At 68.4% G+C, this 14,253-nt stretch carries 14 protein-coding genes and 1 tRNA gene; 7 read left to right on the forward strand and 8 right to left on the reverse strand.

The window, feature by feature from the left end; all coding sequences use genetic code 11:
* Nucleotides 1–3 precede the first annotated feature (3 nt).
* Entirely contained in the window at nt 4–792 is a 789-nt protein-coding gene (locus tag WEE69_11175) for an ABC transporter substrate-binding protein (protein MEX1145855.1), read from the reverse strand.
* Nucleotides 793–908: 116 nt separating this feature from the next.
* Between WEE69_11175 and WEE69_11180 the strand changes: the two genes are divergently transcribed.
* The 4 genes from WEE69_11180 (at nt 909) to WEE69_11195 (ending at nt 5,036) form a co-directional block, all read left to right on the forward strand.
* The gene (locus WEE69_11180) at nt 909–2,468 is read left to right on the forward strand and encodes an NAD(P)/FAD-dependent oxidoreductase (protein ID MEX1145856.1); all 1,560 of its coding nucleotides are present in this window, start codon (nt 909–911) and stop codon (nt 2,466–2,468) included.
* A gap of 165 nt (nt 2,469–2,633) precedes the next feature.
* On the forward strand, nt 2,634–2,924 hold the full coding sequence (locus WEE69_11185; GenBank protein MEX1145857.1) for a DUF3499 family protein: 291 nt from the start codon (nt 2,634–2,636) through the stop codon (nt 2,922–2,924).
* A gap of 37 nt (nt 2,925–2,961) precedes the next feature.
* Nucleotides 2,962–3,573: a lytic transglycosylase domain-containing protein gene (locus WEE69_11190; GenBank protein ID MEX1145858.1), complete on the forward strand. Its 612-nt coding sequence runs from the start codon at nt 2,962–2,964 to the stop codon at nt 3,571–3,573.
* A 20-nt stretch (nt 3,574–3,593) separates the two neighbouring features.
* Nucleotides 3,594–5,036, forward strand: coding sequence for an amidase (locus WEE69_11195; GenBank protein MEX1145859.1), 1,443 nt, complete (start codon nt 3,594–3,596; stop codon nt 5,034–5,036).
* 46 nt (nt 5,037–5,082) lie between these two features.
* Here the strand turns inward: WEE69_11195 and WEE69_11200 are convergent, their stop codons facing one another.
* The 4 genes from WEE69_11200 to WEE69_11215 are packed head-to-tail and all read right to left on the reverse strand — an operon-like array spanning nt 5,083 to nt 10,561.
* On the reverse strand, nt 5,083–6,759 hold the full coding sequence (locus tag WEE69_11200) for an amidohydrolase family protein (GenBank protein ID MEX1145860.1): 1,677 nt from the start codon (nt 6,757–6,759) through the stop codon (nt 5,083–5,085).
* 58 nt (nt 6,760–6,817) lie between these two features.
* Nucleotides 6,818–7,978 (reverse strand): amidohydrolase family protein, encoded by a 1,161-nt coding sequence (locus WEE69_11205; protein MEX1145861.1) that lies wholly within the window; start codon nt 7,976–7,978, stop codon nt 6,818–6,820.
* 12 nt (nt 7,979–7,990) lie between these two features.
* The gene (locus tag WEE69_11210) at nt 7,991–9,541 is read right to left on the reverse strand and encodes a PQQ-binding-like beta-propeller repeat protein (protein ID MEX1145862.1); all 1,551 of its coding nucleotides are present in this window, start codon (nt 9,539–9,541) and stop codon (nt 7,991–7,993) included.
* Nucleotides 9,542–9,598: 57 nt separating this feature from the next.
* The gene (locus WEE69_11215; protein ID MEX1145863.1) at nt 9,599–10,561 is read right to left on the reverse strand and encodes a neutral zinc metallopeptidase; all 963 of its coding nucleotides are present in this window, start codon (nt 10,559–10,561) and stop codon (nt 9,599–9,601) included.
* Nucleotides 10,562–10,637: 76 nt separating this feature from the next.
* Between WEE69_11215 and WEE69_11220 the strand changes: the two genes are divergently transcribed.
* Complete coding sequence (locus WEE69_11220) at nt 10,638–11,354, forward strand: 5'-methylthioadenosine/S-adenosylhomocysteine nucleosidase (protein MEX1145864.1); 717 nt, start codon at nt 10,638–10,640, stop codon at nt 11,352–11,354.
* Nucleotides 11,355–11,378: 24 nt separating this feature from the next.
* Here WEE69_11220 and WEE69_11225 read toward each other — a convergent pair whose 3' ends face one another.
* Both WEE69_11225 and WEE69_11230 read right to left on the reverse strand, forming a co-directional pair.
* Nucleotides 11,379–11,906, reverse strand: a complete 528-nt coding sequence (locus WEE69_11225; protein ID MEX1145865.1) for a DinB family protein — start codon at nt 11,904–11,906, stop codon at nt 11,379–11,381.
* 74 nt (nt 11,907–11,980) lie between these two features.
* A tRNA-Arg gene (locus WEE69_11230) sits at nt 11,981–12,053 on the reverse strand.
* A 71-nt stretch (nt 12,054–12,124) separates the two neighbouring features.
* Between WEE69_11230 and WEE69_11235 the strand changes: the two genes are divergently transcribed.
* The gene (locus tag WEE69_11235) at nt 12,125–13,189 is read left to right on the forward strand and encodes an amidohydrolase family protein (protein MEX1145866.1); all 1,065 of its coding nucleotides are present in this window, start codon (nt 12,125–12,127) and stop codon (nt 13,187–13,189) included.
* Nucleotides 13,190–13,200: 11 nt separating this feature from the next.
* On the opposite strand, the gene WEE69_11240 is transcribed toward WEE69_11235, so the two are convergent.
* A complete protein-coding gene (locus WEE69_11240) occupies nt 13,201–13,704 on the reverse strand; it encodes an ureidoglycolate lyase (GenBank protein MEX1145867.1) in 504 nt (167 codons plus the stop codon).
* Between the two features lie 185 nt (nt 13,705–13,889).
* Here WEE69_11240 and WEE69_11245 point away from each other — a divergent pair.
* Nucleotides 13,890–14,253: cupin domain-containing protein (locus tag WEE69_11245; protein MEX1145868.1), on the forward strand; the 364-nt coding region annotated here is incomplete at its 3' end.

Consider the following 14,253-nt stretch of genomic DNA (forward strand, 5'->3'; position numbering starts at 1 on the left):
GGCCTACAGCTCGAGGTATGGAACCGTTCTCGGGTCGGCGCCGAACTCCGGTACCAGCCACTCCTCGAGGAGCGCCTCGAGCGTGCCATCGGCTTCGAGCGCCTTGATGACCTTGTTCACCTTGGGCCGAAGCTTCGAGCCTTTGGCGAAGATGGCGCCGTAGAAGCCGGACGTGGCCTTGAACTGACCGACCACTTCGAAGCCGGAGCCTGGTTGACCCGCCTGCGCGAGGAGGATCGACGTGTCGGTCATCGCGGCGTCGATCTGTCCTGCCGTCAGCGCGGCGAACATCTCCGTGGTCTCCCCGAAGAGCTTGACCGGCTCGTCTGGTTTCAGGCTCTTCTTCATGAAGGCGACGTGGGTCGAGCCGGTCTGCACACCCCACGTGAGCGTTCGCGCCGTCTCGACGTCGGGTACCTCAGTGCCCTCTTTGACCATGATCCCGTTGTCCGAGATGTAATAGGGCGTCGAGAAGTCGACAACCTTCTTGCGCTCCTTGGTGATGCTCGCCTGCGAGAGCGCGATGTCGAAGCCCTTGGCCTTACCGGCAACGAGACCGCCGAACGAGACGTTCTTGAGCTCGAAACCGTCGTACCCGAGGGCGTCGGCAAGCTCGCCGGCCAGCGCCCACTCGAAGCCGCCGTCGATCGTGTCGGGCGTGTCGCCGTTCCAGAAGCCAGGCGCAGGGAGGCTGGTGGCCACCTGCAATGGGCCCTTCCCACCGGCGTTGGCAGCCGGCGCGACCCCGAGCAGTAGCGCGAAGGTGCTGAGAACAACGATGAGCTTCCGCACGATTTCCCCCTCGGGTACAACCCTATGAACGCTGGAAACCTACTGCGATCGTCGGCCGCCCGCGCACGCGGGCGCTGGTAGGAGCCCCGGGCCAGGGCACCCGTATGCTCCATCGCGTGGCGGAGGCCGACGCCGACGCGATCGTCATCGGGGCGGGGCCGAACGGGCTGGTCGCCGCGAACTTGCTCGCCGACGCCGGTTGGCGCGTGTTCGTGCTCGAGGCACAGCCAGACCCGGGGGGAGCGGTTCGCAGCAGTGAGCTCGTGTCCCCCGGGTTCGTGGCCGACTGGGGGAGCTCCTTCTATCCACTCGGCTTCGCGTCGCCCGTGTTGCGAGGGCTCGGCCTGGAGGAGCACGGGCTTCGCTGGGTCCACGCGCCCCTCCCGCTCGCGCATCCATCGCCTGGCGGGTGTGCGTTCGTGGACCGCAACGACCTCGATGCGACGGCCGCATCGCTCGACGCGTTCGCCCCGGGAGACGGCGACACGTGGCGAACGCTCTACCGGCGCTGGACGAAGATCGGTCCGTCGTTCTTGGAGATGTTGCTCTCGCCGTTCCCGCCGGTTCGTGGCGCGTTACGAGTGGCACGCGCCGGCGGGGTGCACATCCCGTGGCTCACGCGGTACGCGCTGTCGTCGTTACGACGCGCCGTTCGTGGGTTCAAGGGCGAGGGTGGGCGCCTGTTGCTGGCGGGCAACACCTTGCACACCGACCTGGAACCCGATGCCGCGACCGGCGCGCTGTTCGGTTGGCTGCTCGCCTCACTCGCGCAGGATGTCGGGTTCCCCGTCCCGGAGGGTGGCGCGGGCCGACTGACCGACGCGCTCGTCGCACGCCTCACGGCGCGCGGTGGTGAGGTGCGTTGTGGCGTGAGCGTCACCAACATCGAGGTGCGCGGCGGAAAGGCCGTCGGCGTGCGCACCGCAGCAGGCGCCGAGATCACCGCGGGCAAAGCTGTACTCGCCGACACCTCCGCACCCGCGCTGTATCAGGGCCTGCTGGGCACCGAACGGCTTCCTTTGCGCGTACGACGCGGCTTGAAACGCTTCCGCTGGGACCACGCGACGGTGAAGGTTGACTGGGCGCTCGACGGCACCGTTCCGTGGACCGCTGAGCCAGCGCGGCGCGCGGGCACGGTGCACGTCACCGACTCCCTCGAAGACGTCAACGCATACTGCGACCAGATCAAGCACGGGCTCGTTCCCGAACACCCGTTTCTCGTCGTCGGTCAGATGACGACGACCGACCCGACACGCTCGCCCGCCGGCACGGAGACGCTGTGGGCGTATACGCACGTTCCCCAAGCGGTGCGAGGCGACGCGGGCGCCGGGATTACGGGGCGGTGGGACGACGCCGACGCGCAACGCGCCGCCGACCGCATCGAAGACGAGATCGAGCGCCGCGCCCCCGGCTTCCGCGCGCTCGTGCGGGGGCGCCACGTACTGACGCCGACGTCGTTCGAAGCACAGGACGCCAATCTCGTGGGCGGCGCGCTCGGCGGGGGCACGTCGGCACTCCGCCAGCAGCTCTTCCTGCGCCCGGTACCGGGGCTGCGCGGTGGTGCGCGCACGTTCGTCCGCGGCTTGTACCTCGCGTCGGCATCGGCGCATCCCGGTGGTGGTGTGCACGGCGCCTGTGGCGCCAACGCCGCCCATCTCGCCCTCCGCGACGCGTGACATTGACGGGTCAGCCCGTCGTTCTACTGAGGCGGGGCGTGGCCGTCCTCGGTCCCGTGGCGATCCCGGACCCTGTGTGCGCCACCTTCGGCCCGTAGAACCCCGAATCTGCGGGCGATCGGCAGCATCCGCGGCGCCGCGAGCAGTGGGCGGTACCTTCGAACGATGGCCAGGATGTGCGCGCGACCCGCATGCAACCTCCCCGCAGCAGCCACGTTCAACTTCGACGGCCTGAAGCGCGTCGTGTGGCTCGGCCCGCTCGACGACGCAGGTGCGCGCTCCGCCGGTGATCTGTGTCGCGCCCACGCCGATCGTCTCCGTCCGCCGGTGCACTGGGAGCTTCGGGACGTTCGTGAGGACGCACCCACGCGCATCGGACTTGCGGCGGGCATGAAGGCCGACGAAGCCAAGACCCCGTTGCTCGCACGCGCCTTCCGCGCCGCCAAGGCGGGGTAACCAGCTCTTCCAAAGAGAAATGGAAGAGTCGCGGGCTATGGCCCGCGACTACGGGACCCGGCGACGGATCGTCGGGCTGCTCTCGATCCTCGTCGCCTTCGACGTCGTTGTTGCCGTCGTCGTGCTCCTGGTGATCGGCTCGACCGGCGACGACGCCGAGCCGCGCCGACCTTCGACGCTCCCAGCATTCGTGGAGCCCTGGAAGCACCACCTGGAATCCGCGTTCAAGCGCGCGGCGCGTGAGAACGACCTGCCCGTCGCGCTCCTCGAGGCACTCGCGTGGCGCGAGTCGCGCTGGCGCGCCGAGGCATACAACCCCGATTCCGGCGCGGTCGGCATCGGGCAGCTGCTCCCGGAGACGGCTGTGTTCGTGGCCGGGGAGCTGCTCGGCGATCCGACCCTCGACCCGGCCGACGCTCAGGACAACATCCGCATGATGGCGCGGTACGTGCGTGCGCAGGTGGAGAGCTTCAACGGCGACCGGCGGCTTGCACTCGCCGCGTATCTCCAGGGTTCGACGTCGGTGCGAAATGACGGCGTCAGCACGACGACCGCGGCCTATCTCGCCGACATCACCGAGATCCGCAAGCGATTCGAAGCCGCGGCGCGCGGCAACCCCGGCAGCGCGCTCGATCCGCTCTCCTCGTAGCTCGACTAAGAACTGCACCCATGGACGACGTCGCGTGGCTGGACGCAACCGGCCAAGCCGCACTGGTGCGCGCGGGTGAGGTCACCCCCACCGAGCTGACCGAGGCCGCGATCGCCCGAGTGGCAGCACTGAACCCCGCGTTGAACGCAGTGATCTTCGATCGCAGCGAGAAGGCCCGAGCCGAAGCGGCTGACCCGGCGCTGCCGGACGGCCCGTTCCGCGGCGTGCCGTTCCTGCTCAAGGACGCCGTCGCGCACTCGGCGGGCGACCCGCATCACTGCGGCATGCAAGTGCTGAAGGACGCCGGGTGGGTGGAACCGCGCGACACCTGGCTCGTCGAGCGCTTCCGCGCCGCCGGCTTCGTCATCATCGGCAAGACCAACCTTCCTGAGCTGGCGGCTTCGGTGACCACCGAGCCGCTCGCGTACGGGCCGACCCACAACCCGTGGGACCTCGACCGCTCTCCCGGTGGGTCAAGTGGTGGCGCGGGCGCTGCGGTCGCGTCGGGCATGGTCGCGGTCGCGCACGGCAATGACATGGGCGGGTCGATCCGCTTTCCCGCGTCGATGTGCGGGGTGGTCGGGCTCAAGCCGACACGGGCGCGCAGCACGCTCGGCCCTGACTTCGGCGAGTACTGGGCGATGACCACACACGAGCACGTGCTCACGCGCTCGGTGCGCGACACGGCGGCGGTGCTCGACGCGATCAGCGGGCCGGGCGTCGGCGACCCCTACACGGCGCCGCCGCCTGTGCGTCCGTTCGCCGAGGAGGTCGGCACGCACCCGGGGCAGCTGCGAATCGGGTTCCGCACCGAGCGCACCGGCGGGCTGGGCCAGTCGCATGCCGATGGCGTCGCCGCCGTGCACGAGACGGTGAAGCTCCTCGAGGAGCTTGGGCACGTGGTGGAAGCCGCTCCGCTCGACGCGCTCGACGACCCGCGGTTCGGCGAGGGGATCGGCGTGCTCTTCCCCACGTTCATCGCGGGTGAGCTGGATCGTTGGAGCGCCAAGCTCGGGCGCGAGATCTCATCGACGGAGCTCGAGCCGTTCAATGCGATGCAAGTAGAGGTGGCGCGCACAATCACCGCATCGCAGTATGTGCATGTCGTCGAGGGTCTCCAGGCCTACGCGCGTCGTGTCGCGCAGTGGTGGGCTGACGGCCACGACATCTTCGTGACGCCGATGGTGCCCGACTCGACTCCAAGGCTCGGCGAGCTCAGCCCGGACGTTCCACTCGACAAGACGCTCGGACGGCTCATGACGATCACGTCGTTCTCGATGCCGTTCAACGTGACCGGACAGCCAGCGATCTCGCTGCCGTTGCACTGGGGCGGGGACGGGATGCCCGTCGGCGTGCAGCTCGTCGCCGCCTACGGAAGAGAGGACGTGCTCCTTCGCGTCGCCGCGCAGCTCGAAGCGGCGAAGCCGTGGCAAGACCGCCGCCCTCCCACATCCAGCAAGTGACGCTCAGGTTGAAATACGGCACCTCAGCGTCACTTGCTCGTGCCCTCTAGCCGGGTCGGAGCACCTGGCCGGGGCGCGCGCCGGTGTCTTCATTGTCGCGGCGGACGATCTGGCCGTTGACGATCAGCGCGACGTAGCCCTGCGAGTCGACGACGAATCGGCCGCCGCCGGCCGGGAAGTCCTGTGACCAGCGCGTGGCACCCGATGAGAGGCGCGCCGGGTCCCACACGACGACGTCCGCGAACGCGCCGGGCCGGAGCATCCCGCGGTCGGTGAGGCCGTACATCGCGGCGGGGATTCCCGTGAGACGCGCGACCGCCTGCTCGATCGGAAGTGAACCAGGAACGAACTCGGTGAACAGGCGGGTCGTGTAGTCGACACCGCAGTACGACGTGAGGTGCGCGCCGGCGTCGCTGCTCCCCGGCAACGTAAAGGGGTGGGCCACGATCTCCGCCGTCGCCTCGTGGTTCCGGCGGCCGGGGGAACCACCGAGCGTGAACGTGGTGCGGAGATCTTCGGCCAGCGAGGCGTCGAGGAACGCGTCGAGGTCGTCGCCCGAACTGAGCAGCGAGCGCAGCTCGGGAACGGTCTTGCCGACCCAGTCGGAGTGGTCGTCCGCACGCGCCACCTTCACGTTGTCCCACTTGAACACGAAGGCCCGACCGGTGGGATCGGCGAGCTCGGCTCGCATGACCTCGCGGTGCGCCGGGTCATTGAGCTTTGCCGCCCGCTCGACCGGTGGGAGCGTGAGTATCTCGCGGAACGACGCCATCTGGTCGAACAAGAACGTGTCGTGCAGCGCGAAGAACACCTGTAGCTGTTGGGTCGCCGACTGCGGGTAGATCCTGGCGCCTTTGCGATGCGCCCCGTCGACGAACTCGAGGACGCGCTTCCAGGTGTCGGGCATGGTCGGCAGGTGCTGGACCGGGTTCACGTTCATCACCGTCCGCGACGCGTCGCACATCGCGAGCATGAGCTCACGATCCTCGTCGGTGTACCCCTCCAGGTTCGACCAAGGGATGAACTCGATGACCCCATGCGGCGACTCGCCAACCACGGTGGCAAGCGCGATCAGCTCATCGCGCGTCGCGAGGTTCGACGGCACGGGTTGGCCTTCGTGGTCCGAGTGGATCTCGAGCTGTGACGAGGTGAAGCCGACCGCGCCGTCGGCGAGCGCGCCGCGCACGAGGTCGCCCATCGCGCCGATCTCCTCGTCGGTCGCGGCCCGCGTGCCGGCCTCCTCGCCCATCACATGGCGCCGCACAGCTGAGTGGCCGACCTGGAACCCGGCGTTCACCCCGATGCGGCCGGTGAGACCTGCGGCGAACTCGGAGAGCCCACCACCTCCGAACGTGACCCCGGCCGCGAGCGTCTCCGGGCTCATCCCCTCCACGCGGCTGAGCATCTTGAGCAGCCACGGCACGTCGTCGGGCTTCGCGGGGAAGAGGGAGAACCCGCAGTTGCCGCAGATCACCGACGTCACGCCGTGCCACGACGACGGCGACGCGGTCGGCTCCCAGTGCAGCTGCGCGTCGTAGTGCGTGTGGATGTCGATGAAGCCCGGCGCGACCACGCAACCGTCGGCATCCACGACTTCGCGAGCGTCCTCGTCGACCTCCCCGACCTCGACCACGCGACCGTCGCGCACGCCGACGTCGGCGGTGATCGGTGGCGCGCCACTACCGTCGACGACCGTCCCACCGCGGACTACGAGATCGAGCATCCCCCACCCCCCATGGGTGCGTCCCTCACCCGGCTATTCCGGGCTGAAAGACGCATCCTTATGCCACTAGGGAGTCGACCAGGTGCTCGATGCCGTAGAGGCGCACGGCGTTGGTGCCGAACAGCTTCGCCCGCTGGTCGGGCGTCATGTCTTCGGTGTGCTCGCGCAGCTCGTCGACGACACCCGGGTACTTGGCGTCGGAGTGTGGGAAGTCAGATGCCCAGATCAAGTTGTCGGCTCCCGCGAGGTCGGCCATCGCGCGCATCGAGTGCTCCCCCGGGTCGAAGCTGATGACGCACTGGCGCCGGAAGTACTCGGCTGGCGTGAGCGACAGCGGCTTGCTGAGTGCCCAGTCGTACGCCTCCATGAACTCGTCCATGCGGTCCATCCAGTGCGCGATCCAACCGCCGCCCGACTCGAGCACCGCGACCTTGAGCGTCGGGTGACGTTCGAGGACACCCGCGTACACGAGATTGGCGAGCTGGAGGTACTGGTCGAAGAAGAGGATGAGCGCGTGATGCGTGCCCGGCGCCATGAGGTCGCCCATGCGCTTGCTCGCGCCCTCCATGTCGAACATGCCCGCGCCGTGCAGGCCGAGCGGGATGCCGTGCTCCTCGAGCGCGTCGTACATCGGGTCGAACGCCGGGTCCCAGAGCTGGCGCCCGAGCGCCGGGTTCGGTCGAACCACGCCCGCGCGCAAGCCGAGCTCCGCGATGCGGTGCACCTCGTCCGCGGCCGCGGCTGGGTTCTGCGCGGGGAGCATCCCCGAGCCGACGAGACGGTCGGGCGCGGCGGAGCACCACTCGGCCATCCAGTCGTTCCACACCTGGTGGCACGCGACCGCGAGCGCGGGGTCCTTGATGCCACCGAGCCCCTGACCGAGGCCGCAGTACAGGACCGCGATCTGCATGCCCTCCTCGTCGAGCACCTTCACGCGTTCGTGCGGGTCGAACCCGGCCGGGTTCTGCTCCTCGTAGCGCAGTGCGTTGCCGAAGTTCTGGTTGAGCTTCGTGCCCGCGTTGCCGAGTCCCGCAAGCCCCATCGGGATGCCGACGCGGTCCTCCACCCAGAGCTGCTGCGTCTCCAGCTTGTCGCTCCAGATCACACGCGGTCCGACCTCACGCATCGCCGCGGGCAGGTTGCGCTCCCACAAGTCCATCGGCTCGCACACGTGGCCGTCGGCGTCCACCACCATTGGGCCATTGCCGTTCTCAGGCATCGGGTCTCCTCTTCAGCCGAGTCGCAACGCGACGAGTGCGGGGGGCTCCGACGCGCCGACCGGGACGAGGATCGTGTCACCGAACACTGCGGGCCATCCATTGATCGGACCGCCGGCCTTGTACGTGAACAGCTCATCCCCGGTCTGGCGGTCCAGTGCGTAGAACGTGCCGTCGTTGGTCGACGTGAGCACGATGTCGTTCACTACGGTCGCGCCGCCGAGGTTCATGCCGTTGGGGAGGGCGTGCTCCCACAGGATGTCGCCGGTCGCGGCGTCGATCGCCACGAGCAGGCCTTCGCCGCCGCCGAGGTCGAAGTCGCTCACGAAGTTCGGAGTGTCGGGCAGGTAGATCGCGTCGTTCTCCACGACCGGGACGTAGATCACGCCCTCGTGGTGTGCCATCGGCGTGATCACGCCGCCGAGCGGACCGGGCGACACGCGCCGCGGCGTCGTGAGCTCCTGCAAGTCGTCATTCAGGTGGGTGCCGACCGGTGTCTCCCAGACCGGGTCACCGGTCTTCGCGTCGTAAGCGAAGACGATGCCGAGCTTCCCGGAGGCGATGACGAGCTGCTGACCGTCGGCGTCGTCCACGAGCATCGTGAGCTGGAGGTCGTGGTCGAACAGGTCGTGCGGGTTGGCCTGCTGATACCAGCGCAGCTTCCCGTCGCGGAGGCCGACCGCGACCACGCTGTCGCTGTAGAGGTTCGGTCCCTTCCGGCTCGTGCCGCCGGGGAACTCGTTGGTCCCCGGCCATGGCGCGGGGTTGCCGATCCCCCAGTACGCGATCCCGCGCTCGAGATCCACCGCCGGCGGGTACCACGCGCCACCGCCCGCGTTCACGTCATTGCTGCCCCACAGCGACTTGCCCTTCACCGTGTCGAACTTCCACACGCGCTTGCCGGTGCGTTGATCCAACGCCTGGATCACACCGCGCACGCCGGCCGGGAAGTCCTGCTCGGCGATGTTGCCCGGGAAGGTGCTGAGCAGCACGAGACCGTCCACCACGGTTGGCTGGATCGAGACGCCGTCCTGCGGATGCAGGTTGACGTTGCGAGACCACACTTCCTCGCCCGTCTCGAGGTCGAGTGCCACCACCCGGCCGCGCCCGATGACGGCGAACGCCTTGTCGTAGCCGACACCGATGCCGTTCGGCCCGATGACGGGATCGTCGTAGTTCTTGGACCACTTGACGCTTCCGTCCGCGAGCGACAGCGCCCACACATTGCTCGTGAGATCCTGCGCGTACACCGTGTCGCCGACGATGAGCGGGGTCGACGCGTAGTTGCCGAACAGGCCCCGACCCGGCATCTCCTTCGACCACGCTTCGGTCATTGTCGCCACGTTGGCCGCGGTGATCGTGGAGTCGGTGGTAGCGCGGCTGTTCGCATAGTCGCGGTGCGGCAGCGCCCACTCGCCGAGGTGCTCGGTGACGTCGGGTGGGACGGCGGTCTCACCCCGTCGGGTCGCCGCCGGTGCGGCCGCCGTCGTCAGCGAAATGACGAGCGCGGCACCGGCGAGCAGCGCAAGTGCTCTCGCCCGATCTTGCCGTACCGGCGTCGTCACCCGAACCCTCCGATCGCGGACGGCGGTCAGCGTAGGGCGGGTGGCGGACTCAGTGCCTCACAGCGCGTTGTCTGCGAACGTGTTGCAGCCTTCGCGATTGCCCGTGCGGTAGCCGCGAGTGAACCACTGCTGGCGCTGGCTCGACGAGCCATGCGTCCACGACTCGGGGTCGACGCGCCCGGTCGCCGACTCTTGGATGCGGTCATCACCAACGGCCGCGGCCGCGTCGAGACCGATCTTGATGTCGTGGTCGGTGAGCTTGGAGATCAGCCGCGTCTTCACCGCGTTCGCGGCCCACACGCCGCTGAAGCAGTCGGCCTGCAGCTCGAGCCGCACCGAGCCCGACTTCGGGCCCTGCGCGTTGCCGACTCGGTCGTTCGTGCCGAGCAGGTTCTGCACGTGGTGGCCGTATTCGTGCGCGACCACGTACGCCTCCGCGAACGGGCCACCCTCGGCACCGAACTGCGTCTCGAGCTCGTCGAAGAATCCGAGGTCGATATACACGAGCTCGTCGAGCGGACAGTAGAAGGGGCCGACGGCCGACGACGCGACACCGCAGCCCGTCGACACCTGCCCGTCGAAGAGGACGGTGTCGGTCTGCTCGTACTGCCCAAGCTTGTTCGACCAGTAGCGATTCACCGAGTTGACGATGGCGACGATGCGGCAGTCCTGCTGCTCGTTGGCGTCGGCACCGGTCTGGCACTCGGCCTCGAGCTCTGAGTTGTCTTCGCCTTGGAACCCGCCGCCGCCGTTGCTCGATCCTGATCCCGAGAGGTCGATGCCGCCGACGAGCCACAGGATCAACAGGATCACGATGACGACCACGAGCCCGACGAGGCTGAAGCCGCCGCCGCCGCCCGGGTACCGACGGCGGCGTCCGTAGCCACTGCGTCCGAAGCCCCCGCCGGAACCACTCCTCTCGAACCCGCCGGCGCCGAAACCACCACCGCCGCCGCCACCACTACCGCGACGGTCGGAGACCTGCCCTGTGTCGAGGCGCGCCTTGCGTCGAAACTTCACCGACGTGTTCTACCCCGGTGGGTGACCCCCGGGTCTCGTCGTGCGCCGAGCGGCCCGGCGAGGGCATGCTGCCGTCATGGCTGACTCCGTGAAGACCGTGGCAATGCTCGCCCCGATGGTGCCCGAGCTGGCGCCGTTGAAGAAGAAGATCCCCCTGACCAAGGTCGACCCCAGCAACGGCGCGTACACACACGAGGGCCAGGTGGGCTACGTGCGAGTGGTCGCGGTCATCACCGGAATCGGCACACAGCCGGCCAAGGAGACGACCGAGCGCCTGCTCGACGGGATCAAGGTGGACCACCTGATGGTGGTCGGGATCGCCGGCGGCATGGGGCCGTCGGTCGAGATCGGCGACCTCGTCATCCCCGAGCTCGTCGTCGACGAGGCGACCGGCAAGGAGGTGCGCCCGAACGTGCTCGAAGGCTCCAAGCCCCGCGGCACGATCGTCACGTCGGACCGGTTCGGCTACGACGACGTCACCAACGCCAAGTTCATCGCCGACGGTGTCGTCGGCGTGGACATGGAGACGTCGGCCGTCGGCATCGTGTGCGAAGCGCGCGGCGTGCCGTGGTCCGCGTACCGAGGCATCAGTGACCGCGGCGACGACGACTCCGTGGACGTCGAGGTGCTCAAGCTCGCCGGTGCCGACGGCTCGGGCGACGGCAAGGCGCTGATGAAGTACCTACTGCGCCGCCCGTGGAAGATCTTCTACCTCGCCAAGCTCGGCAAGGGAACGTACAAAGCGGTCAACGTCGCCGCCGACGCGGCGATCGCGGCATGCAAGGGCGTGTGATCCGAGGAGCTCGCGTCGCGCCCACTACTCGCCCACTGCCCCGTCGATCCGCTGGCGGAGCAGGTCCGCATGGCCGTTGTGTCGGGCGTACTCCTCCACCATGTGGATCAACACCCAGTGCAGCGAGATCGCGCCGCGCCAGCGTTCGTTCCCGGTGACGTCGAGATCGCTTGCGTCGGCCACGAACTGATCCGCGAACGCGACCTCGGACCGCCAGGCGTCCCACGACTCGGCGACGACCGCGGGGTCGGGCACTGCACCATCAAAGTCTCCATCGGGGAGGGCGTCAGACGAGAAGAGCGCCGGAGCATCCTGCCCCGACATCACCTCACGGAACCAGAAGCGTTCGACGTCAGCCATGTGACGCACCAGCCCGAGCAACGACAGCGTGGACGGCTCGACCGCGCGACGGGCGAGGTCGGCGACGTCGAGGCCCGCGCATTTCAGCTCCAGCGTCTCGCGCTGCCAGCGCAGGAACCCAAGGAGCGCCGCGCGCTCGTCCCCCAGGAGGGGCCCCTCGGTGCGAGGGTGGTTCTCGGAGTCGATGGACATGCCGGCAATCATCGGCGATCCGCGCCGAGATCCACGACAGATTTCCAGTGGTGCCGTTACCGGCTCATGTGCAGCGCGCTCGGAGGGAGTCGAACCCCCAACCTTCTGATCCGTAGTCAGATGCTCTATCCATTGAGCTACGAGCGCCGGGTATGTCGAGTGTACGCGACCGCTTCGTGACTGGCGCCGGTGTTGGCCCGTAGGGTTCGGCCGTGAGCATGCCCGGGATCATCGACGCCGACGGGCACGTCTCGGAGCCCCCCGAGATGTGGATGGAGCGACTCGCGCCGGAGCACCGCGCGTACGCGCCCCGCTTGATCCGTGACGAGGTGGGACAATGGCGCTTCCTCATCGCCGGTGCGCTCATTCCGCCGGTGCCGACACCGAAGGAGTGGGGCACTCGTGCGCGGCCCGCGGGCGGTTCGGACCCGAAGGCGCGTCTGGTCGACATGGACAGCGAAGGCATCGAACGCTCGGTCCTGTTCACGACGACGGGTCTCTTCTTCGGCGGGATCGAGCACGACGAGGCCCAGATCGCCTTGTGCCGCGCGTACAACGACTGGCTGGGTGAGTTCTGCGCCACCGACGCGGATCGGCTCATTGGCGTCGCGATCGTTCCGCAGAACGACGTGGTGGCCACCGTGGCCGAGGCGCGCCGCGCGATCACCGAGTACGGGTTCCGCGCTGTGATGATCCGGCCCAATCTCATCCGTGACCGGAGCCTGCACCACCCCGCCTACGAGCCCCTCTGGCAGCTGATGGAGGAGCTCGACGTGACGGTCGCGGTACACGAGGGGACGACACAGAACGTCGTGCAATCCGGCATCGACCGCTACGAGAGCTTCGCCTTCCGGCACGCGTGCTCACACCCGCACGAGCAGCAGTTCGGCTGCCTCAGCCTCATCTGCGGCGGCGTGCTCGAGCGCCACCCGGCGCTGCGTGTGGTGTTCCTCGAGTCGGGGTGCGGGTGGGTGCCGTACTGGCTCGAGCGTCTGGACGAGCACATGGAGAAGTGGTCATTCGCGACCACCCCACTGCCGCACGAGCCGTCGGAGTACTTCGCACGTCAGTGCTTCGTGTCGACGGAGCCCGACGAGCGCACGCTGCCCGCCGCGATCTCAACGATCGGCGACGACAACATCGTGTTCGCGTCCGACTATCCGCATCCCGACGGGATCTTCCCCGGCGTCGTCGCCGCACTCGCTGATCGTCCCGACCTCAGCGACGAAACCAAGGCCAAGATCCTGGCGACGAACCCGGCATGCTGTTTCGGGTTCGCGTAGCGCCGCTGCTCCTACGCGACGACCTCGATCACGACCCCAGCGACCGGAGCCAGCTCGACGCAGTCGTTGTCCTCGGCGTACCGCAGCCCTTGCACGTTCAGCAGCTGGACCGGATCCGAACCGAGCGGGAACGGTCCCCAGTGCCACGTGCCGCGATGGAGCACGAACGCGTCCTGAGGATGCAAGACAAAGGCGCGCACCGCATCGATATGGCCCGGGTCGGAGAAGTCGATCTCCGCGGGCGCGACCGCCACGATCGCGTCGCAGTTCAGCGGCATGAGCGCCTGCGTGTGCGTGGCGTGGCGAAACATGCGGTCGCACACCGCTCCGTTCTCCGTGTGCTCGACCTCGTCATAGGTGTGCGCGATCACGTTCAAATGCGGATCGGCCCACTCGAAGTTCAGCGTGTGGTCGCCGTCGGCCGGGTTGGTGTCGGCCACCGGCAGCCACCCGAACGGCGCCCACGCCTCGGCCGCGACGGGTTGGGCGTTCAGGGTGATCATCGGCACCTGCATCACGGGGAGTGTACGGACGCGTTGCCAGAGGCGAACGGCCGCGGTGCAGGTATTCGGGTGGCTTCGCCATCCGAATACCGGTGGAGACGGAGCCTGCGGAGTCGACCAGACGTGCAGGTATCCTGCGACGCAGTGAGCCGTGGCCCGAGCGGCCGGGCCCGGAGGCCAGGAGCGGAAAATTGGACGTGCGGTCGATCGAAGACGTGGCGCCGGTGGTGGAGCACAACGGCACGGTTCCGGTCTGGTGGCTGGTGAACCCGCGCGAGATGAAGGAGATCACCGACGGCGGCTTCCTCGAGCTCGTGAGCGAGTTCGAGGTGGCAGGCGGCGGCCTCGTCGACCCGCACTCCCACCCGACCCATGAGTTCTATTACGTCACCTCGGGGCGAGGACTCATGACGATCGACGGCGAGGAGCGCGAGATCACCCAAGGTGACCTCGTCCACATCCCGCCGAACCTGGTGCACAGCCTGCGACCGGTCACCGACAACGCACCGATCCACTGCTTCTGCTTCGCCGTCGGGTGCAAGGACGCCGGCGAGATCGACT

The organism is Acidimicrobiia bacterium, from assembly GCA_040881685.1.
Classification (GTDB): Bacteria; Actinomycetota; Acidimicrobiia; order IMCC26256; family PALSA-555; genus SHVJ01.